The organism is Methylorubrum subtropicum (genome assembly GCF_038442325.1).
Classification (GTDB): domain Bacteria; phylum Pseudomonadota; class Alphaproteobacteria; order Rhizobiales; family Beijerinckiaceae; genus Methylobacterium; species Methylobacterium subtropicum.
This window is the reverse complement of the sequence record NZ_JBBXMW010000003.1, coordinates 12,100-35,737: the sequence shown is the minus strand read 5'-3', so window position 1 is coordinate 35,737 and position 23,638 is coordinate 12,100. Positions and strand designations below refer to the sequence as shown.

The 23,638-nt window shown below is 70.4% G+C and carries 21 protein-coding genes; 14 read left to right on the top strand and 7 right to left on the bottom strand.

Going from position 1 to position 23,638, the window contains the following annotated elements; all coding sequences use genetic code 11:
- Window positions 1-183 precede the first annotated feature (183 nt).
- Window positions 184-1,677, bottom strand: coding sequence for a M48 family metalloprotease (locus AAHG03_RS05125; protein WP_342149244.1), 1,494 nt, complete (start codon window positions 1,675-1,677; stop codon window positions 184-186).
- Window positions 1,678-1,682: 5 nt separating this feature from the next.
- On the bottom strand, window positions 1,683-2,495 hold the full coding sequence (locus AAHG03_RS05120) for a DNA-binding protein (RefSeq protein WP_342149242.1): 813 nt from the start codon (window positions 2,493-2,495) through the stop codon (window positions 1,683-1,685).
- Window positions 2,496-2,784: 289 nt separating this feature from the next.
- Here AAHG03_RS05120 and AAHG03_RS05115 point away from each other — a divergent pair, with 289 nt between their 5' ends.
- Window positions 2,785-3,348: an AprI/Inh family metalloprotease inhibitor gene (locus AAHG03_RS05115; protein ID WP_342149241.1), complete on the top strand. Its 564-nt coding sequence runs from the start codon at window positions 2,785-2,787 to the stop codon at window positions 3,346-3,348.
- A gap of 185 nt (window positions 3,349-3,533) precedes the next feature.
- Here the strand turns inward: AAHG03_RS05115 and AAHG03_RS05110 are convergent, their stop codons facing one another.
- Entirely contained in the window at window positions 3,534-5,366 is a 1,833-nt protein-coding gene (locus tag AAHG03_RS05110; protein ID WP_342149240.1) for an outer membrane beta-barrel protein, read from the bottom strand.
- A gap of 191 nt (window positions 5,367-5,557) precedes the next feature.
- Between AAHG03_RS05110 and AAHG03_RS05105 the strand changes: the two genes are divergently transcribed.
- From AAHG03_RS05105 to AAHG03_RS05055, 11 genes are all read left to right on the top strand, one after another.
- Entirely contained in the window at window positions 5,558-6,577 is a 1,020-nt protein-coding gene (locus AAHG03_RS05105) for a KpsF/GutQ family sugar-phosphate isomerase (protein WP_342149239.1), read from the top strand.
- 460 nt (window positions 6,578-7,037) lie between these two features.
- Window positions 7,038-9,311, top strand: a complete 2,274-nt coding sequence (gene katG / locus AAHG03_RS05100) for a catalase/peroxidase HPI (protein WP_342149237.1) — start codon at window positions 7,038-7,040, stop codon at window positions 9,309-9,311.
- A gap of 130 nt (window positions 9,312-9,441) precedes the next feature.
- Window positions 9,442-10,203 carry an enoyl-CoA hydratase-related protein gene (locus tag AAHG03_RS05095; RefSeq protein ID WP_342149236.1) on the top strand — a complete coding sequence of 254 codons (762 nt, stop codon included), beginning with the start codon at window positions 9,442-9,444 and terminating at the stop codon, window positions 10,201-10,203.
- On the top strand, window positions 10,200-11,045 hold the full coding sequence (locus tag AAHG03_RS05090; RefSeq protein ID WP_342149235.1) for an SDR family NAD(P)-dependent oxidoreductase: 846 nt from the start codon (window positions 10,200-10,202) through the stop codon (window positions 11,043-11,045). Before AAHG03_RS05095 ends, AAHG03_RS05090 begins: the two co-directional genes overlap by 4 nt.
- Window positions 11,042-11,896: an SDR family oxidoreductase gene (locus tag AAHG03_RS05085; RefSeq protein WP_342149234.1), complete on the top strand. Its 855-nt coding sequence runs from the start codon at window positions 11,042-11,044 to the stop codon at window positions 11,894-11,896. Before AAHG03_RS05090 ends, AAHG03_RS05085 begins: the two co-directional genes overlap by 4 nt.
- 34 nt (window positions 11,897-11,930) lie before the next feature.
- Window positions 11,931-12,935, top strand: a complete 1,005-nt coding sequence (locus tag AAHG03_RS05080) for a magnesium transporter CorA family protein (protein WP_342149233.1) — start codon at window positions 11,931-11,933, stop codon at window positions 12,933-12,935.
- A gap of 367 nt (window positions 12,936-13,302) precedes the next feature.
- Window positions 13,303-15,183: a hypothetical protein gene (locus tag AAHG03_RS05075; protein WP_342149232.1), complete on the top strand. Its 1,881-nt coding sequence runs from the start codon at window positions 13,303-13,305 to the stop codon at window positions 15,181-15,183.
- Between the two features lie 169 nt (window positions 15,184-15,352).
- Window positions 15,353-15,628, top strand: a complete 276-nt coding sequence (locus AAHG03_RS05070) for a twin-arginine translocase TatA/TatE family subunit (RefSeq protein ID WP_056246206.1) — start codon at window positions 15,353-15,355, stop codon at window positions 15,626-15,628.
- Between the two features lie 99 nt (window positions 15,629-15,727).
- Complete coding sequence (gene tatB / locus AAHG03_RS05065; protein ID WP_342149231.1) at window positions 15,728-16,168, top strand: Sec-independent protein translocase protein TatB; 441 nt, start codon at window positions 15,728-15,730, stop codon at window positions 16,166-16,168.
- The gene (tatC, locus tag AAHG03_RS05060; RefSeq protein ID WP_342149230.1) at window positions 16,165-16,965 is read left to right on the top strand and encodes a twin-arginine translocase subunit TatC; all 801 of its coding nucleotides are present in this window, start codon (window positions 16,165-16,167) and stop codon (window positions 16,963-16,965) included. The genes tatB and tatC overlap by 4 nt, the downstream gene beginning before the upstream one ends.
- 102 nt (window positions 16,966-17,067) lie before the next feature.
- Window positions 17,068-17,769, top strand: coding sequence for a metal ABC transporter permease (locus AAHG03_RS05055; protein WP_342149229.1), 702 nt, complete (start codon window positions 17,068-17,070; stop codon window positions 17,767-17,769).
- Between the two features lie 52 nt (window positions 17,770-17,821).
- Here the strand turns inward: AAHG03_RS05055 and AAHG03_RS05050 are convergent, their stop codons facing one another.
- The 4 genes from AAHG03_RS05050 to gatC all read right to left on the bottom strand — a co-directional run bounded on the left by AAHG03_RS05050 (window position 17,822) and on the right by gatC (window position 21,285).
- Window positions 17,822-18,772 (bottom strand): class I SAM-dependent methyltransferase, encoded by a 951-nt coding sequence (locus tag AAHG03_RS05050; protein WP_342149227.1) that lies wholly within the window; start codon window positions 18,770-18,772, stop codon window positions 17,822-17,824.
- Window positions 18,773-19,009: 237 nt separating this feature from the next.
- Window positions 19,010-19,327, bottom strand: a complete 318-nt coding sequence (locus AAHG03_RS05045) for a hypothetical protein (RefSeq protein ID WP_342149226.1) — start codon at window positions 19,325-19,327, stop codon at window positions 19,010-19,012.
- A 7-nt stretch (window positions 19,328-19,334) separates the two neighbouring features.
- Window positions 19,335-20,816 carry an Asp-tRNA(Asn)/Glu-tRNA(Gln) amidotransferase subunit GatA gene (gene gatA / locus AAHG03_RS05040; protein WP_342149224.1) on the bottom strand — a complete coding sequence of 494 codons (1,482 nt, stop codon included), beginning with the start codon at window positions 20,814-20,816 and terminating at the stop codon, window positions 19,335-19,337.
- A 181-nt stretch (window positions 20,817-20,997) separates the two neighbouring features.
- Window positions 20,998-21,285, bottom strand: coding sequence for an Asp-tRNA(Asn)/Glu-tRNA(Gln) amidotransferase subunit GatC (gene gatC / locus AAHG03_RS05035; protein WP_342149222.1), 288 nt, complete (start codon window positions 21,283-21,285; stop codon window positions 20,998-21,000).
- A 409-nt stretch (window positions 21,286-21,694) separates the two neighbouring features.
- Here gatC and AAHG03_RS05030 point away from each other — a divergent pair, with 409 nt between their 5' ends.
- Window positions 21,695-23,005 carry a dihydroorotase gene (locus AAHG03_RS05030; protein WP_342149220.1) on the top strand — a complete coding sequence of 437 codons (1,311 nt, stop codon included), beginning with the start codon at window positions 21,695-21,697 and terminating at the stop codon, window positions 23,003-23,005.
- Window positions 23,002-23,610, top strand: coding sequence for a glycerol-3-phosphate 1-O-acyltransferase PlsY (gene plsY / locus AAHG03_RS05025; protein WP_342149218.1), 609 nt, complete (start codon window positions 23,002-23,004; stop codon window positions 23,608-23,610). The genes AAHG03_RS05030 and plsY overlap by 4 nt, the downstream gene beginning before the upstream one ends.
- Window positions 23,611-23,638 lie beyond the last annotated feature (28 nt).

The window sequence follows — 23,638 nt, the reverse complement described above, 5'->3', positions numbered from 1 at the left end:
GAAGCATTTCGCCTCCCGTCATTCCGAGGCTCGCCAGAGGCGAGAACCCAGAATCCACGACTGGCCTCGACGGTTCGTTCAACCGCGGATCACGGGTGGATTGCACGCCTCCGGCGCGCCCCTCCGGGTCCAGGTTCCGCTGCGCGGCCCTGGAATGACGGTGGGGGGTGAGGAACTCCCCGCCTACTCCACCACCACCTTATAACTCTGCCCCGGCTTCAAGCTCGCCCCCCGCTCCAAGCCGTTCAGCACGAGGAAACGCTCGGCCGCCCGGTCAGGCACGATCATGCGTCGCGAAAAACTCTCCACCGTGTCGCCCGGCGCGGCGGTGGCGAGGCGGATGTGGGCGGGCTTGAGGCTGGCCGCCTCGTCCGGCTCGATCGGGCGCAGGCTCTCGATCCAGCGGCGGAAGGCCGGGTCGGGGTCGGTGGTGCCCTTGGCCGCCATGATCATGCGGTAGGTGGTCTCGCCGACGCGCAAGGCCGCGAGGCGGAAGGTCCAGTCCTTGCCCTTCGACAGGGCGGTGACCGCCGGGTGCCCGTTGACGATGCGGTTCTCGACGGACGCCGCGTCGATCGCGTCGTTCCATGTGGCGCGCAGCACGTCCTCCAGGCCGCGGTCGGCGCTGGCCTCGACCTGATCGAACAGCAGGCGGCGGCTGCCTTCCGGCGTGGTGCCGAGCACGGCGTTGCGGGTGTTCTCGATGGCGAAGGCGTCGGGCACCTCGAAGGCGATGCGCAGGCCCGGATGCAGGAAGCGGCGGGCGCGCACCAGCCCCTCGCCGGGGTTGTCGCCGTAGGCGAGCCCGTCGATGGCGGCGAGGTAGCGAGCGCGCTCGTCCACGCCGAGGCCGGGGGCGCCGATGCGCCGGGCCGCGCGGGTGACGAGCGCGATGCGCTCGGTGGTGGCCGGATGGGTCGCCAGCATGTCGGGCTCGCTCGCCGTGCCGGTGCCGGACTTGAGCGCCATGGTGCGGTTGAGCGCCTCGAGGAAGCGGCTCGCGCCGAACGGATCGTAGCCGGCCTGGGCCAGCACCCGCACGCCGCTGGTGTCGGCCTCGAATTCCTGCTCGCGGGAGAAGCGGGCGAGCGTGAACTTCGACTGGTTCTCCAGTTGCGCCCCCGTCACCGGATCGTTCAGCACGTCGGCCACGACCCGGCTGACGAGCTGCGAGCGGAGCGCCATCTCGCTGCGGGCGGTGGCGTGGCGGAGCGTCACGTGGGCGATCTCATGGGCCAGCACCGCCGCGACCTCGGAGGTGTCGGTGGCGAGCGCGAGCAGGCCGCGGGTGACGTAGAGCCGGCCGCTCGGCAGGGCGAAGGCGTTGACGACGGGCGAATCGAGCAGCGTGACCGCGTAGGCCTCGTCCGGCCGCTCGCTCGCCTTCACCAGCCGCTCGGTCACCTCGGTCAAGAGCTTGTGGGCGGCGGGCGCGCGGTACTCGCCGCCGAAGGAAGCGACGAGCTTGGCGTGGTCCGCCTCGTCGCCGCTGCGAGCGCGGCCGGTGGTCTTGGGCGCCTGCTCCGGCACCTTGATGACGGCCGGGGTGATGACGCTGCCGGTCTGGTCGCCGGCACAGGCCGAGAGCAGGGCCGCGAGCGCGAGCCCTCCGAGCAGGCGCGCACGCGACGCGAAAGCGCCCCGCCGCACCGATCCGATGTGCCGATCCCCCGTCATGCCGTTCAGCGCCGCAGCGCCCGCTCCCCCTCGACCACCTCGATCGCGTCCCGGCTGCCCAGGTCGATCACCGGGCCCCGCCCCATCTCGACCGTACCGCGGACGCGCACGAGGCGCCCCCTTAGCGTGGCCGCAGACAAACCATGTTCGGTGAGCCCCCGCCAAGTGCGTTTCTGCACGGTCACCGTGAGGCCCTGCATCCCGCGCGGGGCGAAGTCCAGATACGTGCGCGCACTGCGCTCGCCGACATGCAGGATGCGCCCCTCGGCGATCACGTAGCGCCCGGCCCGCGCGGTGAGCGCGGCGGCGTCCGTCGCCTGGATCGCGCCGTCCTTCCACAGGCCGAGCCCGGCCGCGCGCGGTGCCGCCTCCAGGGCCCGGAGCGAGGGCCGGCACAGGGCGTCGGCCTCGCCCGGATCGGCCTGGGCGAGACCCGCCGCGATCAGGCCGCCGGCGAGGTCCGCGGGCTCGGCGCTCTCAGTCACGGCATCGACCCGGCGGCGGCCCCAGCGGTCCTCAGCCCCGCGCTCGATCAGGGTGAGCGGCGCATCGCGGAACGGCAGCAGCCACGCACGGGCCGCGGCGTCGCCTTCCGGTTCCTCGGGCCAGCGCAAATCCGAAAAAACCGCCCGGCGCCCGGAGGCGAGGATGAGTTCGCCGCGCAATCCCAGTCCGGCGAGCCGATCCGCCCGCGCCGCGCCCGTGCGGCAGGATTCGTCCGCCTGGGCGGAGAGCGGCAGCGCCCCGCAGGCGGCGAGCAGCCACAGGGCGCCGCCGCGGCGGGGGGATCGGGACGCGATGGCGGGCGGCGGGGTCACGCGCGTCTCGCTCGGGCCTTGAGGGAATCGGTCGGGTGCCAGGATCGGGGCGGATCGTGCCGGGATCTGGGCCGAGACAGCGACTTCGGCGTTTTCGCCGACCATGCGGCAGGGGCGCCACACCCGGCGCGCACCGGCCCGGCCTCCCGAGTGCGGCCCTCCCGCCACACCCCTGCGAAATCCCGCCACGGTCCCGCTTTTCCCGCCCCGCTTGTCCCGCGCGCCTTGCCGCCATCGCATTTGGCCGCGACGGGAGCCGCAGGTTTGCCCGAGGACATAAGGGGTCTCGATGCCGCGCGGGTTGCTCTCGACCACAGCCTGTCTCGTGCTCGCCGCGAGCCTGGGCGCCTGCGGCACGTCGCGCTTCGACAGCCCGCGGCCGCGCCCGCAGGCCGCCCTGGAGCCCGCCACGCCGGCCCTGCCCGCGGGCCGGGTGACGAGCGAGCCGCTCGCCCCCCCGCCCGGCGCCAGCGCCGCCCCGGTCGATGGGCCGCCAAGCGTCGCCGCCGCGCCGTCCCCGGTCATCGAGCCCGAGCCGCTGCCGCCCGCGCCCGCGCCGGCCCCCGTGATCGCCACCGGCCGCTCCTCGGTGGTGGGTTCGTGGAACGCCACCGACGCGTCGGGCAGCTGCAAGGTCTCGCTGTCGAGCGCGCCCGCGCTCGACCTCTACAAGGCCTCGACCTCGGGCTGCGCCAACAAGGACCTCGCCAAGGTCTCGGCCTGGGACTTTCGCGATGGCGAGGTCTATCTCTACCAGCCCGGCGGCACCGTCACGGCCCGCCTGCGGCAGTCCGGCGGCAACCTCGACGGGGCGCTGTCGAAGTCGGGCGCGCAGCTCGCGCTGGCGCGGTAGGGTTTTCGGCCCCTTTTCGACCGGTCGATCCCACCCACACCCCTCATCCAGAGGTGCCGCGAAGCGGCCTCGAAGGAGGGCTCCGGAAGTCGCTGAGCGAACTGGAGCCCTCCTTCGAGGCTCCGCTGCGCTCCGCACCTCAGGATGAGGGTAGGGGTGGGAGGACCGCCGGGGAGAACCGGCGCTCAGGGGTTCACCCGCACGCCGAGCAGCACGGCGTGGCCCTCGTAGCTGGAATTCGGGCTGGAACTCGTCAGCGTCGACCAGAGGTAGCTGCCGCGGAAGGTCAGCCAGCGGTTGAAGCGGTAGTCGAGCCGGGCGAAGGCCGAGTAGCCGCGCTCGCGGATGCGCACGCCCTCGTAGTTGTTCGAGAGGTAGGTGGCGCCGACATTGATCGAGAGGTTGCGGAACAGGTCGTGCTGCACCTCCAGCGTCGCCACGTCGGTGAAGGCGCCGCTGGAGCCCGGCACCGCGGTCTCGATCACGCCGGTCTGCTGGTTGAAGCGCACGGTGGTCAGCGGCGAGACCGTCCAGATCAGCGCGGCGCTCACCAGCGGCGCGTCGATGGGGCGAAGCGAGCGATCGACGTAGGAGCGGTGCTGCATGCCGGCCGAGAGTTCGGCGGTGAGCGCGCGGTTCATCTCGATGGAGGCACCCGCCGAGAAGGCGATGCCGTCGGAATCGCGGCGCAGTCCGTACTGATCGACCGGCGTGTCGTAGATGCGGGTGTCGATCAGCGTCTCGACGAAAGGCGTGAACATCGGCGAGACTTCGTAGCCGGCCCGCAGCCGCACGCCGTACTGGTTGGCGTCGCGGTCGCTCTGGCGGATCACCGTGCCGTTCGACAGGCGCGCATCCTCGAACACCTGCCGGTCGAGCGAGCCGCGCAGCGACACCTGCAGCCGGTTGAAGTTCTCCTGCACCCCCACCGAGGCGCCGTAGCTGGCGAATAGCGGGCGGCTGGCGGTGGCGGCGTTGAGGTCGGGGCTGCCGGCGCGCTGGCTGTCGAGCAGGAAGCGCGTCTCGACATCGATCCGGGTGTCGCGGTTGGCGTCGATCCGCAGCCGCGAGACGCCGATGGCGTTCGGCCGGCTCGCCCCCGGATTGTCGGGATATTCAAGATAGCTGCCGCGCATCTCGCTCGTGAACTCGGCCTGGGACCAGTCGGAGCGGACCGCGAGTTCGCCCTCGCTGCGCAACACCAGCGAGGGCTGGGCCGAGCGGGCGATGGTCTGGTTGGGGTTGGTGTCGTAGCCGATGCTCTGGGTGAAGGCCGGCAGCAGCGTGAGCGCCCCGATCCGGATTCCCAGCGGCGCGTAGGCCGGATCGATCGGCTTCAGGCTCCCCTGCGCGATGGTGTTGAGCCCGAGGCCGAGCCCCAGCACGTTGGCCGGGTTGACGAGGCCGAGCCGCACGAAGGTGGCCGGCAGCGGCACGCCGGAGACCGGGTTCTGGATCACCGGCGACAGGCGCAGATCCGTGGTGGTCTGCTGCGTGCGCGCCTGGGTGATCTGCTTCGTCGCCGAGCCGAGCCGGCGCGGCGGCGCCGCCCGCTGGCGCAGCAGCGAGGGGCGGGCGCCGTTGACCGTGGCGCCGCCGGTGAGGCCGGGGGCGGTGCGGAAGCGCGGCAGGCGCGAGACGCCGTCGTCACCGGTCGAATCGGACGCGGCGGGGGCGTCCCCGGGAGAGACCGGGGCGCGGGGGCCGAACAGGTTGGTGCTCGCGCTGCCGGCACTCGACGAACCGGCGGTCGAGGAACCGAGGAGCGGGGAGGTCGGGCTGCCGGCGCGCAGCGGCGAGACGGTCTCGATGCCGGGGCGTCGGGGCGGGGTGCGGGTGGGCGCCTCGGCGCCGTTCGACGCGGCGGACGGATCGGTCGCGGACGGGTTGGCCGCCGGGTCGGCGTCCTGCGCGAAGGCCGAGCCGGCCAGCACCAGGGCGAGGGCGAGCGCCGGTGCGAGGGCGCCGGCCCCGGCGCGGTGCGCGCGCTCTCCCGTGATCGGCCGCTCGCGTGTCACCGGCTGCGCTCTTCCCTCGATGCCGCCGGCAAGCCCGCTCGTCCGGGCCCGCCATGGTTAACCGAGCTATACCGGACAGGGTTAACGGCCGGTTTCGGCAAGCCTCGCGGTGCCGTTGGCCGCAGCCCCCTTGCGACCACATTCGCGGCTAAGAACGCACGCGAACGATGCGAACACGGACCGGACCCCACATGGCCCTTGCCCAGCGGATCGAGGCGACGGACGACACCGATGCGGGCCTTGCTCCCGCCGTGGCCTCGGCCCTGCGCACCATCGAGACCGAGCGCGAGGGTCTCGCCTGCCTGATGGCGGCGATCGGCAACGGCATGGGTGCCGCGTTCGCAAAAGCGGTCGCGCGGATCGGCGCCGGGCGCGGCCGGGTGATCTGCACCGGCATGGGCAAGTCCGGCCACGTCGCCCGCAAGATCGCCGCGACCATGGCCTCCACCGGCACGCCGGCCCTCTACGTCCATCCGGCGGAGGCGAGCCACGGCGATCTCGGCATGGTGCAGCCCGAGGACGTGGTGCTGGCCCTGTCGTGGTCGGGCGAGACCACGGAACTCGCCGACATCATCGGCTACACCCGCCGCTACGGCGTCGCACTGGTGGCGATCACCTGCAACGCCGCCTCGACGCTCGGCCGCGAGGCCGACATCTGCCTGACTCTCCCCAAAGCGAAGGAAGCCTGCCCCAACGGGCTCGCCCCGACGACCTCGACGGCGATGCAGCTCGCCCTCGGCGACGCGCTGGCCGTGGCGCTCTTGGAGGCGCGCGGCTTCTCGGCCCGCGACTTCTCCGTGTTCCATCCCGGCGGCAAGCTCGGCGCCTCCCTGCGGCAGGTGCGCGAGGTGATGCACGGCGGCGAGCGCCTGCCGATCGTGGCGCTCGGCACCTTGATGCGGGCGGCGGTGGCAGAGATCGACGCCAAGGGGTTCGGCTCGGTGCTGGTGACGGACGCGGACGGGCGCCTTGCCGGCATCGTCACCGACGGCGACGTGCGCCGCGCGATCTTCACCAAGGACGGCCTTGATGGGCTGGCGGTCGATGCGGTGATGACCCGCAACCCCCGCACCATCACGCCCGAGACCCTGCTGGCCAAGGCGCTGCAGATTCAGGAGGCGATGAAGATCACCGCCCTCGTCGTGGTCGAGGACGGGCGCCCGGTCGGCCTCGTGCATTATCACGATCTGTTGCGCACCGGCGTCGCGTAACGCGTTCGCGCGTTCAGGTGAGCGTACTGCCGCTCATCCCATCATCCCACCCACCCCCTCATCCTGAGGTGCCGGAGCGCAGCGGAGGCCTCGAAGGAGGGCTCCAGGGATCGCGCGGCTGGCGGGAGCCCTCCTTCGAGGCTGCTTCGCAGCACCTCAGGATGAGGGGGAGGGGTGGGATAGGCGGCATAGCCCACTGGGTCGCGCTCAAGCCAAGTCCACCCCCGAATCCTCCCTCGAAGGTGCGCCGAAATGGCGCCGGCCAAGCTTGGGAACATTCGTTGGCTTGAGCGTTTGAGGCCAGCCGTTCGAGCATCAGAGTCAGTCCCGACGGCAGCACAGGACGCTCCGGCTACCGGCCCGATGCCGCAGGCCGGTCGCGTCCATCCGTGCGGGACGTGAGGCCGGACCACAGCCTTCCCCGCCGCGTGCGCGCAACGTGAGATAAAGGGGAAGGACCATGGAAACCTACACCGATGTCCTTTCGGGCAAATGCCCCTTCGGCGGGGACCGCATCGGCGGCACGTTCGCCTCACCCCCGACGCTGGAGCAGTGGTATCCCGACCGCCTGCGGGTCGAGACGCTGCACCAGAACGGACCGCAGGCCGACCCGCTCGGGCCCGACTTCGACTACAAGGCCGCGTTCGAGGCAATCGATTACGAAGCGCTCAAGGCCGACATCCGCTCGTTCCTGACGAGCTCGGTGTCGTGGTGGCCGTCCGATTACGGCAATTACGGCCCGCAGATGATCCGCATGGCCTGGCACTCCGCCGGCACCTACCGCATCGCCGACGGGCGCGGCGGCGCCGGTGAGGGCCTTCAGCGCTTCGCCCCGATCAGCAGCTGGTGGGACAACGGCAACACCGACAAGTCGCGCCGCCTGATCTGGCCGATCAAGCAGAAATACGGCAACGCCCTGTCCTGGGCCGACCTGATGGTGCTGACCGGCACCGTGGCCCTCGAGATCATGAACTTCCCGACCTACGGCTTCGCCGGCGGTCGGCGCGACGCCTGGGAGGCCGACAACGCCACCTATTGGGGCTCGGAGCTGTGGGACCCGCACAACGTCAAGTCTCCCGACGAGATGGTGAACCGCGACAAGCGCTGGCGCGGCAAGAACGGCGACCCGGACTACGACCTGGAGCAGCCGCTCGCCGCCTCGCATCAGGCGCTGATCTACGTGAACCCGGAAGGCCCCTACCAGAGCGGCGACCCGCAGGCCTCGGCGCACGACATCCGCGTCACCTTCACCCGCATGGCGATGAACGACGTCGAGACCGTGGCGCTGATCGCGGGCGGCCACGCCTTCGGCAAGAGCCACGGCATGGTCAAGGCCGACCGGATCGGCCCGCCGCCGGAGATCGCCCCGATGGAGGCGATGGGCCTCGGCTGGCACAACCCGGAAGGCAAGGGTTCCGCCGAGCAGACGATGACGAACGGCATCGAGGGCTCGTGGGTGCCGAACCCGACGACCTGGGACAACGACTACCTCACCAACCTGTTCAAGTACGACTGGAAGCAGACCAAGAGCCCGGCCGGCGCCCTGCAATGGGAGCCGACCGACCCGGACGCGCCGCGCACCCCCGACGCGCACGTGCCCGGCCAGACCCATCCGCTGATGATGATGACCAGCGACATCGCCCTCAAGGTCGATCCGGTCTATCGCGAGATCTGCCAGAAGTTCCTGGACGACTTCGACTACTTCACGCTGGAGTTCTCGAAGGCGTGGTACAAGCTCACCCACCGCGACATGGGTCCGAAGGAGCGCTATCTTGGCCCGGAGAAGAAGCTCGAGAACGAGCTGATCTGGCAGGACCCGATCCCGGCGCTCGACCATCCGGTGATCGACGCCTCCGACATCTCGGCCCTCAAAGCGGAGATTCTGGGCAGCGGCCACTCCGTGTCGGATCTGGCCTTCACGGCGTTCTCGTCCGCCTCGACCTACCGCAAGAGCGACAAGCGCGGCGGCGCCAACGGGGCCCGCATCGCGCTCGCCCCGCAGATCGGCTGGTCGGTCAATGGGCGCGCCGTGCCGGTGATCGAGAGCTTGCGCGGCATTATGTCGAGCTTCAACGGCAAGGCCGCGGGCGGCAAGCGGGTGTCGCTCGCCGACCTGATCGTGCTCGGCGGCTGCGCCGCGGTGGAGAAGGCGGCCCAAGATGCCGGCGTCGATGTCACCGTGCCGTTCGCCCCGGGGCGGATGGACACCACCGCGGAACTCACCGACGAGGCGAGCTTCGAGTGGCTGAAGCCCGTGGTCGACGGCTTCCGCAACTACATCGACGACAGCTTCGCCGAGATCACCGGCGGCAAGGTCGCGCCCGAGCAAGTCTTCCTCGACCGGGCGAACCTGCTCGCGCTCACCGCCCCGGAATGGGTGGCGCTGGCCGGCGGCACCCGTGCGCTCAACCTCAACCACGACGGCTCGAACCACGGCATCTTCACCGACCGCGTCGGCGTGCTCACCAACGACTTCTTCACCGTGCTCACCAGCATGGACTACGAGTGGAAGAAGGCGGACGCTTCGGCCATGACCTTCACCCTCGACGACCGCGAGAGCGGGCAGACGAAGTACACGGCCACTCGCTGCGACCTCGTTTTCGGCTCGAACTCGCAGCTGCGCGCGGTGACGGAAGTCTATGCCGGCACGGACGGCCACGAGCGCTTCGTGCGCGACTTCGTGAAGGTCTGGGACAAGGTGATGAACCTCGACCGGTTCGACCTGCGAGTCTGATCAAAAGCTGTGGTGCATGGAGCGGGCGGCCGGTTGGCCGCCCGTTTTCCGTTTGGGCCACCCGCCCCTCGACAATCCCCGTCATCCGTCCGAAGGAGGAGCGGGGCAGGGCGCGGGGAGTTTTTCGCGCATGAGCGAGCACGTCATCGTCGAGGACCGTGCGGACGGCGTGCGGCTGATCCGGATGAACCGTCCGGAGAAGAAGAACGCGCTGACCGGCGCCATGTACGACGCCCTGCGCGAAGCGCTCGCCGAGGCGGACAACTCGGAAAAAATCGGCGCGGTGGTGCTGGCCGGGCTGCCGGGCGCCTTCACCGCGGGCAACGATCTGGCCGATTTCGTCGCGGCGGCGAAGGGCGGCTCGTTCTTCGACATGCCGGCCCTGCACTTCATCCGGCAGCTCGCCCGCACCCGCACGCCGCTGGTCGCAGTGATCGACGGGCCCGCGGTCGGCGTCGGCACGACGCTGTGCCTGCATTGCGACCTCGTTTTCGTCGGGCCGCAGAGCCGCTTCCGCATGCCCTTCGTCGAACTCGGCCTCGTGCCGGAGGCCGCCGCGAGCTATCTGCTGCCGCGCCGGATCGGCACCGCGCGGGCCTCCGCCCTGCTGCTCCTGTCCGAGACTTTTGAGGCCGAGACCGCCGTGTCGCTCGGCCTCGCCAACGCGCTCCTGCCCTCCGATGAGGTCGAGGCCCATGCGCTGGCCCAAGCCGCCCGGCTCGCCGCCCTGCCGCGGGAGGCGGTGGCGGCGACGCGGGCGCTGATCCGCGGGGATCAGGCGGCGGTGGAGGCCGCCGTTGAGGCGGAGGCGAAAGCCTTCTCCGAGCGGCTGGCCTCGGACGAGGCGCAAGCCGCCTTCGCCCGCTTCCTGTCCGGTGCGCGCAAACCGTGACGCGTCCGCTTCAGGGAAAAGTCTGCCTCGTCGCCGGGGCCTCGCGCGGGGTCGGGCGCGGCATCGCCCGGGGCTTGGGCGAGGCGGGCGCCACGGTGATCGTCACCGCGCGCTCCTCCGAGACCGGGCGACGCACCGAGACGCGGCCCGAGACCATCGAGGACACCGCCCGCGCCGTCGATGCGGCGGGCGGCGAGGGGCACCATTACCTGTGCGACCACACCAGCGAGCGGCAGGTGGACGAACTCGTCCACTGGGCGCTGCGCCGGTTCGGCCGGATCGATGTGGCCGTGTCGAGCGTCTGGGGCGGCAACGAGGGCTATGACGGCGAGCGCTATCCCGACGGCGCGACCTGGGGCACGCCGTTCTGGCGCCGCTCGGCCGAGCCTTTCGCCGGCTTCCTGGGCACCGGCCCGTATCCCGCCCTGCTGCTCGCCCGCGCGGTCGCGCCCGCCATGGTCTCGGCCAGGAGCGGGCTGTTCGCCTTCGTCTCGTTCGGCACCGAGGACTATCTCGGCGACCTCTATTACGACCTCGCCAAGTCGGTGACGAACCGGCTGGCCTTCGCCTGCGCGGCGGAACTGAAGCCGCACGGCGTCTGCGCGCTCGGCCTCTCGCCGGGCTTCGTCGCGACCGAGCGGGTGCGCGACGCAGGCCAGACCGAGATGGCGACCGAAAGCCCGCTCTATGCCGGTCGGGCGCTCGCGGCGCTCGCCGCCGACCCGGACGTGCTGGCGCGGGCCGGCGCCATCCTCCATGCCGGGGATCTGGCGGAAGCCTACGGCTTCACCGACGAAGACGGGCGCCGGCCGGAGCGCTTCCGCATCGCGAGGGACGCATGAGCCTCCAGGGAAAGACGCTGTTCATCACCGGCGCCTCGCGCGGCATCGGCCTCGCCATCGGCCTGCGCGCGGCGCGCGACGGCGCCAACGTCGCGATCGCGGCGAAAACCGATACGCCGCATCCGAAGCTCGAAGGCACGATCCACACCGCGGCCGAGGCCATCGAGCGGGCCGGCGGCAAGGCCCTGCCGATGGTAGTCGATGTGAGGGACGAAGACGCGGTTCGGGATGCCCTCGACCAGACGGCCAAAAAATTCGGCGGGATCGACATCGTCGTGAATAACGCCAGCGCGATCTCGCTGACGAACACGGCCAACACCGAGATGAAGCGCTACGACCTGATGCATCAGATCAACGCGCGCGGCACCTTCATGGTCAGCAAGCACGCGATCCCGCATCTATCGAGGGCTCCCAACCCGCACATCCTGATGCTGTCGCCGCCGCTCGACATGGCGCAGAAGTGGTTCGCCCCGCATCTCGCCTACACCATGGCGAAGTTCGGCATGTCGCTGTGCGTGCTCGGGCTCTCGGGCGAACTCAGGGGGAAGGGCATCGCGGTCAACGCACTGTGGCCGCGCACCACCATCGCGACGGCGGCGATCCAGAACCTCCTCGGCGGCGACGCGCTGATGCAGGCGAGCCGCACGCCCGAGATCATGGCGGACGCCGCCCACGCGCTGTTCCTGAAGCCCTCCCGCGAGACGACCGGCCGCTTCCTCATCGACGACAGCTTCCTGGCCGAGCAGGGCGTCACGGACTTTTCAAAATACCGCGTCACAGCGGGCGTACCCCTTGCGCCCGACTTCTTCGTGCCGGATGCGAGCGAGCCGCCGCCCGGCGCCCTCGACTAGTCCCCGTCGACCAGCCCCTCGCCCGAGTTCGCCCTTGATCTTCATTCACCAGCCGGTCCCCGGCGGCGCGCAGACCCTGCTGGAGCGCCGCCCCCTCGAATTGCAGGACGCGATCCCCGAGGACACGGTCTGGCTCGACATGATCCGGCCGACCCGCGAGGAGGACGTGAAGGTCGAATCCTTCATGGGCATTCAGGTGCCGACGCGCGAGGAGATGAAGGACATCGAGCCGTCCGAACTCCTCTACGTCGAGGAGGGCGCCCGCTACATGACCGGCCGCGTGCTCTCGAAGGTGAGCGATTCCGAGGAGCCGGGCTTGGCCGGCATCACCTTCATCCTGCGCGACGCCCGCCTCGTGACGGTGCGCTACGAGGAGCCGCAGGCGTTCCGGATGTACGCCCAGCGCGCGGGCCGCACCACCGGCAACGGCCCCTCGCGCTCGACCACCGGGGAGACCATCCTGGCCGGCCTGATCGAGGCGGTGATCGACCGCGCAGCGGACGTGCTTCAGCTCCAAGGCGAGCGCATCGATCGATTGTCGCGAAAGATCTTCGAGGAGCGGGACGATCCCTCCGCCCGCAACACCGCCCTTCAGGACACGCTACGCGCGCTCGGGCGGCACGGCGACCTGATCTCGAAGCAGCGCGAGAGCCTCGTCTCGATGGAGCGCATCCTGCTCTCGCTCTCGGCCACCTACCGCACCGCCAAGGCCCCGCGCGAACTGCGCGAGGACGTGCGCTCGACGCTGCGCGACCTCCAGTCGCTGGAGGAGCACGCGACGTTCCTCTCGTCCAAGATCCAGTTCCTGCTCGACGCGACGCTGGGGCTGGTGAACCTCGAACAGAACAACATCATAAAACTGTTCTCGGTCATGGCGGTGGTGTTCATGCCGCCCACCCTGATCGCCTCGATCTACGGTATGAACTTCGAGATCATGCCGGAGCTGAAATGGCACTTCGGCTACCCGGTCGCGGTGTGCATGATGGTGGTGGCCGCGGTGCTGCCGTATGTGTTCTTCCGCTGGAAGAAGTGGTTGTAGGGTCAGGGTTTTTCAGCCGCGCGGTACCTGCTTCATTCCCTCTCCCCGCACGCGGGGAGAGGGCTTCGGCGACCCCGTCGTCGCCGAAGCGAGGCGGCAGCCGAAGGTGAGGGGCTTCGACGGAAGAGTCTCCTCCGGAACCGCCCCCTCACCGCCGCTCCGCTTCCTGTAGAGACGACAAGGTCCCTACAGGCCTCTCCCCGCGTGCGGGAAGAGGGGGGAGCAGAGGCAGCCGATCGACACATCGGAAGCCGCCGAGAACCCACCGCCGTGGCCCCCGCGCAATTGCCTCTCCTGTGGAAAACCGGCAGGGATGTTGCCTGCACCCGGCTCCCTTCTCCTCGACAGCTTCGATCCGAATCGAACCATGACGCTTCCGACGCGCCGTCCCGTCCTCACGCGGGCGCTGCTCGCCCCGGCCTGCGCCGCGGTCCTGCTGACCGCCCCGGGCCCGTCTCCCTTCGCAGCGCCTGCAACGGCGCAGGAGGCGGCCTCCGCCGTTCAGGACCTCGTCCTCGAGAACGTCACGCTCTCCTTCGGCGAGACCAGCGTCAGCGCGCCGCGGGTGGCGGTGAGCGGCACGCGGCTGTCGAAGGAGGAGCTGCTGGCGATCTTCCAGGGCGACGCCAAGGAGAACTGGGGCACCCGCCTCCAGCGGCTCGACGCGGGCAGCCTGACGATGCCGGAACTGCGGGTCGAGCGCCGCGGCGACAAGCGGCAGATCGTGACCTATCGCGACGTGACCGCCCGCAACGTCCATGGCGGCCGCATCAGCGAGCTGACGGCGGCGGGCGCGACGCTCTCGGTCGAGGGCGCGGCCGGTCAGCCGGCCAAGGCCAGCGGCAGATACGGCAAGATCCGGGCGGAGGAGGTCGATCTGACCGCGCTCGCCCGCCTCTACGCCGAGGCCGGCACCGCCCGCAGCGGATTCCAGCGGCTCTACGCCTCGCTCGCGGTCGAGGACATCGCCTTCATCGACGAGCGCGGCACCACCGTCTCGATCGCGCGGCTCACCGGCCGCGACCTCGCCGGACGCCAGACGCCGGCGACGTGGTCCGGCGCCGTCGAGTCGCTGGCCGGCGCCGACCTGTCGCAGCCCGATCCCGCCAAGCGCGCCCGCGCCGCCGGGCTCATCGCCGATCTCGCCGAATCGGTCTCGGTCGGCAGTTTGGAGGCGAGCGACATCGCCGTGAAGGAGATGAAGGGGCAGGACCCGCTCAACTTCGCCATCGGCAAGTTCGCTTACACCGGCAACGGCGCCGAGGCCGGCGTGAGCCTTGCCGACGTTTCGTTCGGCTCGGCCGAGGCCCGCGGCAGGATCGCGAAGCTCGGCCTCACCGGCTTCTCGCTAGAGCCGACCATCGCCACCCTGCGCCGGCTCGCCAAAAGCGTGCCGGACAAGCCCGCCGAGCCCAAGCCAGGCGAGAAGGCCGCGCCGGTGCCGCCGCCCGCCGACCCGGCGGCTCAGGAGGCGGAGCTGCGCCGCCTCACCCCGGTGATCGGCACCCTGACCCTGTCCGATCTCACCCTCGATGTCGCCGCCCAAGGCCAGGACCCGGCCGCGAAGGCCGCCCCAATGCATGTGGGCGTGCGCGGCGGCAGCATCACCTTCGCCCCCCCGAAGGACGGCGTGCCCACCGCGAGCCGCCTGTCGCTCTCGGGGCTGACGCTCCCGGCCTCCGCGGTCGAGAGCGTGCCGGGCCTCGGCTCGCTCGGCCTCTACGGCTACCGCAACCTCGACCTCGACGTGATCGCCGACACCGCCTGGAACGAGGGCACGAAGGAGCTGTCCTTCAACGAGCTGTCGCTGACCGGCAAGGACATGGGGAAGCTCCGCCTCAACGCGACGCTCGGCGGCATCGGCCCCGACGTGTTCGATCCCGATGCCGCGGTCTCAGGCTTCGCCATGCTCTCGGCCACCGCCAAGGCGCTGGACCTGACACTGGAGAACGGCGGCCTGTTCGACCGCTTCATCACCGCCCAGGCCAAGACCCTGAGCCTCAAGCCCGACGAGCTGCGCAAGGAATACGTCACCGCGAGCGTCATCGGCGTGCCGGTGATCCTCGGCAACTCGGCGGCCGCCAAGGCCATCGGCGCGGCGATGGGCAAGTTCGTCTCGAAGCCCGGCACGCTCTCGATCAGCGCCAAGGCCAAGAACGGCGACGGCCTCGGCATGGTCGATGTCAGCACCGCTCCGACCCCGGCGGCCGTGCTGGACAAGCTCGAGGTGAACGCCAAGGCGGAGTGAGCCGGAACGCACGGAGACGTGGGGCGGAAGAGGCGTCAATACGCGCTTTGTCCCGCCCGCGGCCTCCTGTGCTGCTTGTGTTCGCGCCATGCGATCCCTAGGTTCGCCCCAATTCGCAGGTTCAGGAGAGGCGCCGCCGCCATGGGGCCGCGGTGCGGGAGAGGTTGCCATGGGCAGCATGAGTGTCTGGCACTGGGTCATCGTGGCGGTCGTCGTCATGCTGCTGTTCGGCCGCGGCAAGGTGTCCGAGCTGATGGGCGACGTCGCCAAGGGCATCAAGGCGTTCAAGAAGGGCATGGCCGAGGACGAGACCGCGCCGGGCGCCAACAACGCCGTGCCGCCGCCGTCGGCCGGCGAGCCGGTGCGCACGCTGCCGCCGCAGCCGACCACCCATGCCGGGCCGCAGCAGACCCACGTGCCGGCCGGCGACCACAAGGCGCTCTGACGGTAACGCGCCGCGACGCCGCGCGATCGGCGTCGCACGGGATGGCGCGGACGGCACGACCGTCCTAATCAGGCGCGGACCCGCGGGACGGACGCTGCAATGCTGGATATGAGCTGGGGCGAGGTGATGCTGATCGGCGGCGTCGCCCTGATCGTCATCGGACCCAAGGACCTGCCGAAGGCGCTGCGCACGCTGGGGCAGGTGACCACCAAGGTCCGCCGCATGGCGGGCGAGTTCCAGCATCAGTTCAGCGAGGCGATCCGCGAGGCCGAGCTCGACGAGGTGCGCCGCGACGTCGAGGGCGTGAAGCGCACCGTCGATGCCGCCAAGCCGGGCTTCAACCCGGTCGATACCATCCGCAACGAGATCCGCAGCGCCGTCGAGGGCCGCACGCCCACGTCTGCGGCTCCCACGCCTGCCACCTCTGCCGCTCCGCCCAAGGAGACCGGCAGCTTCGACGTGCCGCGCCCGAGTGCCGAGCAGCAAACCGCTGCGGCTTCCTCCACGGCCAGCAAGACCGAGACGGGCCCGACTCCATGACCGCAGAGCGTGACGAGGCCGAGATCGAGGCCTCGCGGGCGCCCCTCCTGGAGCACCTGATCGAGCTGCGCTCGCGACTGATCAAGTCGCTGATCGCCTTCATCGTGATGTTCTTCGGGTGCTTCTTCTTTTCGAAGAACATCTACAACATCCTCGTCCACCCCTACGTGTCGGTGGTCGGCGCCCCGAACGCCGAGCTGATCGCGACGCACTTCCTCGAACAGGTCTTCACCAACATCAAGCTCAGCGTGTTCGGCGCAGGCTTCCTGGCGTTTCCGGTGATCGCCACGCAGGTCTACGCCTTCGTGGCGCCGGGGCTGTACCGCAACGAGCGGCAGGCGTTCCTGCCCTATCTCGTCGCCACGCCGATCTTCTTCATCCTCGGCGCGCTGGTCGTCTACTTCCTGGCGATGCCGCTGCTGATCCAGTTCTCGGTCTCGCTGCAGCAGATCGGGCAACCGGGCGAGGCGACGATCAAGCTGCTGCCGAAGGTCGACGAGTACCTCTCGCTGATCATGACGCTGATCTTCGCCTTCGGGCTGGCGTTCCAGATGCCGGTGATCCTGACGCTGCTCGGCCAAATCGGCGTCATCGACGCCGCCTTCCTGCGGGAGAAGCGGCGCTACGCCATCGTGCTGGTCTTCGTCGCCGCCGCGATCCTGACGCCGCCCGACGTGATCTCGCAGCTCTCGCTCGCGATCCCGATGCTGCTCCTCTACGAGGCCTCCGTGTTCTCGGTCGCCCGCATGGACAAGCTGCGCGCTGCGCGTCGCCGGGCGGACGGGATCGAAGACTGAGCGCAAAATAAGATCGCTTGCGCGTCACACTATCGTGCGCAAACTGGATGCCATGTCAGCTCGCCCCATAACCTCCTCCGAGGCCAACCCGGAGGAGACGACATGAGACGGACGATGTGGACGGCGCTCGCGGTCGCGGCGATGACGACGCTGGCCGGTAGCGCCTATGCGGCACCCGAGTTGCAGCGGGTGCGCGGCACGGTCGAGAAGAGCGACGGCGGCACGCTCACGATCAAGACCAACGAGGGCGGCACCGAGAGGGTCCAGATCGAGGGCGCGACCTTCGCCTGGGTAGTGAAGTCGAGCCTCGACCAGATCAAGGACGGCGTCTTCATCGGCACCGCCACCAAGGGCGACAACCCGCCGACCGCGCTGGAAGTCGTGCTGTTCCCCGAAGAGATGCGCGGCACGGCGGAGGGCCACTACGCCTGGGACGCGATCCCCGACCACACCGGCGGCGGCTCGGTGGTGAAGAGCTCGATGACCAACGGCACCGTCAAGGCCGGCGGGACCGGCGTGTCGGGCGGCGCCCCGAAGGTGAAGAGTTCGATGACCAACGCCACCGTCACCGGCAACACCGCCGGCGGCGCCCCGGGCGAGCGCACGCTCACGGTCACCTACGACAAGGACGGCTCGAAGACGATCGTGGTGCCGCCCAAGGCCCCGATCGTCGCCTTCGAGAAGTCCGACAAGGCGGTGCTGACGCCCGGCGGCAAGGTGTTCGTGGTCGCGGCCAAGGACGGCGACACGCTGAAGGCCAAGCTCGTGGCGGTCGGCAAGGACGGCCTCACCCCGCCGATGTGATTCTGTTCAATGTCTGCCCGCCCGATCTGCGCATCGGGCGGGCACCCTTGCCTCATACGGCCGGCTTCTCCGCCACCAAGAGCAGGGAGGCGCCCTCGTCGCCGACCGGCGGCACGGGCCTGATCTTCCACATCACCCAGCCGGCGAGGAAGCCGGCGAGCGCCGAGGCGTGCCAGGTCCAGGCATGCCGGTAGTGCCGGTCGCGGCACTTCACCGGCGAGCAGAGTGCCATCCAGTAGACCAAGCCGTCGACATCGGCCCAGGGCGCCGTCTCGACCCGCGCGTTGACGAGCCCGACCCGGTCTGCCGCCGCCAGCAGCGCCTCCTTGGTCCACCATGTCAGGTGGTGGGGCACGGCGTTGATGAGGTAGTTCGGGATGCGGGTATGCGCCGCCGGCACGTGCGGCACGCCGACGATGATCTTTGCGCCCGGCCTGACCGCGCGGACCATGTCGGTCAGCAGGCCGACCGGGTCCTCGACATGCTCCAGTACCTGGAACGCGCTCGCCACGTCGTAGGCGCCCGCATGCGCCTTAAGATGGTCCGTCAGCGTCTCGATCCGGGCCCAGTCCGAGCCGGGCTCGCCGGAGAAGTGCGGGTCGAGCCCGGTATAGCGGGCGTGGCGCACCTCGTGGCGGAAGGCGCCGAAGCCGCAGCCGACATCGAGCACCCGCGCGTCGTCCGCCACGTGCCGGGCGGCCAGCCGGAACTCGGCCCGCGGATGGCCCTCGCGGGGATAGTGGCGGGGGCTCAGCCGGCCGTAGAGGCTCGTATAGAAGCCGGCATCGCCCGCCAGCATCGGATCGAAGAAATAGAGCCCGGTCGGCGACTCCCACAGCCCGAACCGGCGCGTGCCCTTGAAGCTCGGACGCACATCGACCCGGAAGGTGTAGCGCCACAAGTCGGTCAGCAGCCGGGCACCGACCCACTGCACGAGACGGGTCGCGGGCTCACCGGTGACCGGGCAGGGCGGATGCGGGGTCGAAGGGGTGACGGGGGCCATGGCGCCCGGTTCTGCGGTGGAAGCGGGCGCGGCACAAGCTTCGGGCGGCGACGATGGCTCGACCGGTGATCCCTCGAAACACACCCCGTCATTCCGGGGCTCGCCGCAGGCGAGAACCCGGACCCGAAGGGGCGCGACGGAGGCGTGCCATCCACCCGTGATGCGCGGCTGTACGAGGCGTCGCGGCCAGTCTTGGATTCCGGGTTCCGCTGCGCGGCCCCGGAATGACGGTCGGCTCTAGCGAACGCCCCGCTTCAGCACCCGCCGCGCGCCGTACCCGGCCGCCGCCCACAGGAAGGCCGAGACCGTGCGGACGGGGAAGAAGGTCGGCATGTCGGCGGCGACCGGGGCGGGCCAGGGCAGGCCGATCCGGGTCACGATCCAGGCGAACAGCACCGAGATCGCCAGCGCGGCGATGGCCGCGATGAACACCTTGCCGAACTGGTCGGCCTTCCAGCCGAGGATGAAGGCGACCGCGATCAGCACCGGATCGAAGCCGGCCATGATCCAGACCGAAACGGGATAGACCGGGACGACGGGGGGAGCGGCGTTCATACCGGGCTCAAGCCCACCACGCGGCGGGGAGTTTCATCCGCCCGGCCGCGTCCTCGATGGTCTGCGCCGCGGCAAACAGCGTCTCCTCATCGAAGGGCCGGCCGATCAGCTGGAGGCCGAGGGGCAACCCTTGCGCGTCGAGCCCCGCCGGCACCGCGATGCCGGGCAGCCCGGCCATGTTCACCGTCACGGTGAACACATCGTTGAGGTACATCTGCACCGGGTCCGCGCTCGCCATCTCGCCGAGGCCGAAGGCGGCCGACGGGGTGGCCGGCGTGAGGATCGCATCGACGCCGGACGCGTAGGCCTGCTCGAAGTCGCGCTTGATCAGCGTGCGAATCTTCTGCGCCCGCACGTAGTAGGCGTCGTAATAGCCCGCCGAGAGCACGTAGGTGCCGATCATGATGCGGCGCTTCACCTCGCGGCCGAAGCCCGCCGCGCGGGTGTTCTCGTACATCCCGGCGATGTCCTTGCCGGGAACCCGCAGGCCGTAGCGCACGCCGTCGTAGCGGGCGAGGTTCGAGGAGGCCTCGGCCGGGGCCACGATGTAGTAGGCCGGCAGCGCGTATTGCGTGTGCGGCAGCGAGATTTCCTTAATGGTCGCGCCCGCGGCCCGCAGCCATTCCGCGCCCTGGTCCCACAGCCGCAGGATCTCGTCAGACATGCCCTCGACCCGGTATTCCTTCGGGATGCCGATGGTGAGGCCCTTCACGCCGCGGGAGATCGCGGCCTCGAAGTCCGGGACGGGCAGATCGACCGAAGTCGTGTCGCGCGGGTCGTGGCCGGCCATGGAGCCGAGCAGGATCGCGCAATCCTGCACCGTGCGGGCGATCGGGCCGGCCTGATCGAGCGAGGAAGCGTAGGCGATGATGCCCCAGCGCGAGCAGCGCCCGTAGGTCGGCTTGATGCCGACCGTGCCGGTGAAGGCGGCGGGCTGGCGGATCGAGCCGCCGGTGTCGGTGGCGGTCGCCCCCAGGCAGAGATGCGCCGCGACCGCCGCCGCCGAGCCGCCCGACGAGCCGCCGGGCACCAGCGCCGCGTCCGAACCGTTCCGGCGCCAGGGCGAGATCGTCTTGCCGTAGGCGCTGGTCTCGTTCGAGGAGCCCATGGCGAACTCGTCGAGGTTGAGCTTGCCCAGCATCACCGCGCCGTCGCGCCAGAGCTGGGTCGAGACGTTCGATTCGTAATGCGGCTCGAACCCTTCGAGGATCTTGGAGCCCGCGGTGGTGTGCACCCCTTGCGTCGCGAACAGGTCCTTGATGCCGAGCGGCAGCCCTTCGAGCGGCCGGGCCTCGCCCTTGGCGATTTTTTCGTCGGAGACGTCCGCCATCTTCAGGGCGCGGTCGGGCGTTCCCACGATGTAAGCGTTGAGCGCGCCCGCCTTCTCGATGGCGTCGAGATGCGCCTGCGCGATCTCGCGGGCGGAGAAATCTTTTTGCTTCAGCCCGTCGCGGGCCTCGGCCAGGGTGAGTTCGTTGAGTGCCGTCATGAGCGTTCCATCGAGTCGCCTCGCTCACCGAGACGGGCGCTCTCCTCCCCCTTGCGGGGAGGAGGGAGGAGGTGGGGGTGGCTCCGCCTGCCGCGGCGGAGTCCGGCGGAACCACCCCCACCCTCGGTCCCTCCCCGCAAGGGGGAGGGAAGAGGCGTGAGCGATTCCCATGCCGAATCGTCTACTCGACGACCTTCGGCACCAGAAAGTAATTGTCTTCGGTGTCGGGGGCGTTGGCGACGATGTCGCCCGCCCGGCCGCCGTCGTTGACGACGTCCTCGCGCTTCTTCATGCGCATCGGCGTTACCGAGGTCATCGGCTCGACGCCGGTGACATCGACCGCGCCGAGCTGCTCGACGAAGGCCAGGATGGCGTTGAGCTCGCCCTGGAGCGGGCCGACCTCCTCGTCCGTGACCGCGATGCGCGCCAGATGCGCGATGCGCCGTACCGTCTTCTCGTCGACCGACATGCCGCCCGTGAAACGTTCGAAAAGCCCCGGCGGAGGCCGCCCGGCATCGGTCGGGCTATAGCATCGGGTTTTACGGGCCGGCAACGGCGGGGGCGTGGGGGATGGACTTGCGAGCCGCGCACCGGGGATCGGGTTATCCTCCACCGTCATTCCGGGGCCGCGCAGCGGAACCCGGAATCCACGACTGGCCGCGACGCTTCGTGAGGCCGCGCATCACGGGTGGATTGCACGCCTCCGGCGCGCCCCTGCGGGTCCGGGTTCGCTGCGCGCCCCGGAATGACGATGGTGGGGGCGTCAGCCGCGTTCGTCACCACGCGCCTCTGGTTCTGGCCGCGACACTGGTTTACCGACAAGCCCGGCGCCCGGCGAAGGCTCGGGCGGACGCACGGGAATTCGTCGAACTCGGCCGATGACAGTCGCTCCGCTCCTCCTCTCGAACGCCCACCTGCTCGATCCGGCCACCGGCCGCGAGGGCCCCGGCGCCGTGCTGGTGCAGGGCGGGCGCATCCAGGATGTCGCCTGGGGCGCCGCCCCCGGCACGCCGGAAGGCTCACAAAAAATCGATTGCGGCGGGCACGTGCTGGCGCCCGGCCTGATCGACCTGCGCGCCTTCGTCGGCGAGCCCGGCGCGGAGCATCGCGAGACCCTGGCCTCGGCGAGCGCGGCGGCCGCCGCGGGCGGCGTGACCACGCTGGTCTGCATGCCGGACACCAACCCGGTGATCGACGGGCCGCCCATCGTGGATTTCGTGCTGCGCCGCGCCCGCGACACGGCGAGCGTCAACGTCCTGCCGGCCGCTGCCATCACCAAGGGTCTGGCGGGGCGCGAGATGACCGAGTTCGGCTTGCTGCAGGAGGCGGGCGCGGTCGCCTTCACCGACGGGCTCAAGGCGGTGACGAACGCCCAGGTGATGCGCCGCGCGCTCACCTACGCCCGCGATTTCGGCGCGCTCCTCATGCAGCATGTCGAGGAGCCCGATCTCGCCGCCGAAGGCGTGATGAACGAGGGCGAGATGGCCTCCCGCCTCGGGCTGATGGGCGTGCCCCGCGAGGCCGAGACGATCATGCTGGAGCGCGACATCCGCCTCGTGCGCCTCACCGGCGGGCGCTACCACGCGGCGATGATCTCCTGCGCCGACAGCGTCGAGATCGTGCGGCGGGCCAAAGACGCGGGCCTGCCCGTCACCTGCGGCGTCTCGGTCAACAACCTCGTGCTGAACGAGGGCGACATCGGCCACTACCGCACCTTCTGCAAGCTCTCGCCGCCGCTGCGCCGCGAGGACGACCGGCACGCGGTGATCGCCGCGCTCAACGAGGGGGTGATCGACGTGATCGTCTCCGACCACAACCCGCAGGACGTCGAGACCAAGCGCCTGCCCTTCGCCGAGGCCGCCGACGGTGCGCTCGGCATCGAAACCCTGCTCGGCGCGAGCCTGCGCCTGCTCCACACCGGCGACGTGTCGCTGCCCCGGCTGCTCGCCGCGCTCTCGTCCAACCCCGCCAACCTTTTGGGCCGCGAGGCCGGACGCCTCGCGCCAAGCGCGCCCGCCGACCTCGTGCTGATCGACCCCGACCTGCCCTACGTGCTGGACAAGCGGCAGCTGAAGTCGCGCTCGAAGAACTCGCCGTTCGACGAGGCGCGGCTCCAGGGCGCGGCGGTGCTAACGCTGGTCGGCGGCCGGATCGTCCACCGCTCCGAGCTTTTCGCGGTGGCGGCATGACCCCGCTCTTTGAGGCCGGCTGGCCGCTGCTCCTCGGCGCCCTCGCGTTCGGCTACGCGCTGGGCTCGATCCCGTTCGGGCTGATCCTCACCAAGGTCGCCGGCCTCGGCGACGTGCGCGCCATCGGATCGGGCAATATCGGGGCGACCAACGTGCTCCGCACCGGCCGCAAGGGGCTCGCCGCCGCGACCTTGCTCGGCGACGCGCTGAAAGGCACCGCCGCCGTGCTGATCGCCGGCTATTGGGGGGAGGGGCCCGCGCTCGCTGCCGGACTCGGGGCCTTTTTGGGCCACCTCTTCCCGGTCTGGCTCGGCTTCAAGGGCGGCAAGGGGGTCGCGACCTTCATCGGCATCCTCATTGCGCTTAGCCCGCTTACGCTTCTCGCCTTCGCGGCGATCTGGCTCGGGCTCGCCTTCGCGCTCAAATACTCGTCGCTGGCCGCGCTCGCGGCCTCGGCCGCCACCCCGCTCGTGCTGTGGGCGCTGGGACACGGACACGTTGCGGCGCTCTTCCTCGTGCTCGCGGCCCTGCTATGGTGGAAGCACGCCCCCAACATCCGCCGGCTCGCCGCCGGCACCGAGGGGCGGATCGGGCAGAAGGGCTGACGCCGACTCCCCGACGAGCGGGGGTGTT

What these genes read in the sequence shown, in the direction of transcription:
- AAHG03_RS05125 (WP_342149244.1), bottom strand. Translation starts at nt 1,677, where the DNA reads ATGACGGGGGATCGGCACATCGGATCGGTGCGGCGGGGCGCTTTCGCG.
- AAHG03_RS05115 (WP_342149241.1), top strand. Translation starts at nt 2,785, where the DNA reads ATGCCGCGCGGGTTGCTCTCGACCACAGCCTGTCTCGTGCTCGCCGCG.
- AAHG03_RS05105 (WP_342149239.1), top strand. Translation starts at nt 5,558, where the DNA reads ATGGCCCTTGCCCAGCGGATCGAGGCGACGGACGACACCGATGCGGGC.
- katG (WP_342149237.1), top strand. Translation starts at nt 7,038, where the DNA reads ATGGAAACCTACACCGATGTCCTTTCGGGCAAATGCCCCTTCGGCGGG.
- AAHG03_RS05095 (WP_342149236.1), top strand. Translation starts at nt 9,442, where the DNA reads ATGAGCGAGCACGTCATCGTCGAGGACCGTGCGGACGGCGTGCGGCTG.
- AAHG03_RS05085 (WP_342149234.1), top strand. Translation starts at nt 11,042, where the DNA reads ATGAGCCTCCAGGGAAAGACGCTGTTCATCACCGGCGCCTCGCGCGGC.
- AAHG03_RS05075 (WP_342149232.1), top strand. Translation starts at nt 13,303, where the DNA reads ATGACGCTTCCGACGCGCCGTCCCGTCCTCACGCGGGCGCTGCTCGCC.
- AAHG03_RS05070 (WP_056246206.1), top strand. Translation starts at nt 15,353, where the DNA reads ATGGGCAGCATGAGTGTCTGGCACTGGGTCATCGTGGCGGTCGTCGTC.
- tatB (WP_342149231.1), top strand. Translation starts at nt 15,728, where the DNA reads ATGCTGGATATGAGCTGGGGCGAGGTGATGCTGATCGGCGGCGTCGCC.
- tatC (WP_342149230.1), top strand. Translation starts at nt 16,165, where the DNA reads ATGACCGCAGAGCGTGACGAGGCCGAGATCGAGGCCTCGCGGGCGCCC.
- AAHG03_RS05055 (WP_342149229.1), top strand. Translation starts at nt 17,068, where the DNA reads ATGAGACGGACGATGTGGACGGCGCTCGCGGTCGCGGCGATGACGACG.
- AAHG03_RS05050 (WP_342149227.1), bottom strand. Translation starts at nt 18,772, where the DNA reads ATGGCCCCCGTCACCCCTTCGACCCCGCATCCGCCCTGCCCGGTCACC.
- AAHG03_RS05045 (WP_342149226.1), bottom strand. Translation starts at nt 19,327, where the DNA reads ATGAACGCCGCTCCCCCCGTCGTCCCGGTCTATCCCGTTTCGGTCTGG.
- gatA (WP_342149224.1), bottom strand. Translation starts at nt 20,816, where the DNA reads ATGACGGCACTCAACGAACTCACCCTGGCCGAGGCCCGCGACGGGCTG.
- gatC (WP_342149222.1), bottom strand. Translation starts at nt 21,285, where the DNA reads ATGTCGGTCGACGAGAAGACGGTACGGCGCATCGCGCATCTGGCGCGC.
- AAHG03_RS05030 (WP_342149220.1), top strand. Translation starts at nt 21,695, where the DNA reads ATGACAGTCGCTCCGCTCCTCCTCTCGAACGCCCACCTGCTCGATCCG.
- plsY (WP_342149218.1), top strand. Translation starts at nt 23,002, where the DNA reads ATGACCCCGCTCTTTGAGGCCGGCTGGCCGCTGCTCCTCGGCGCCCTC.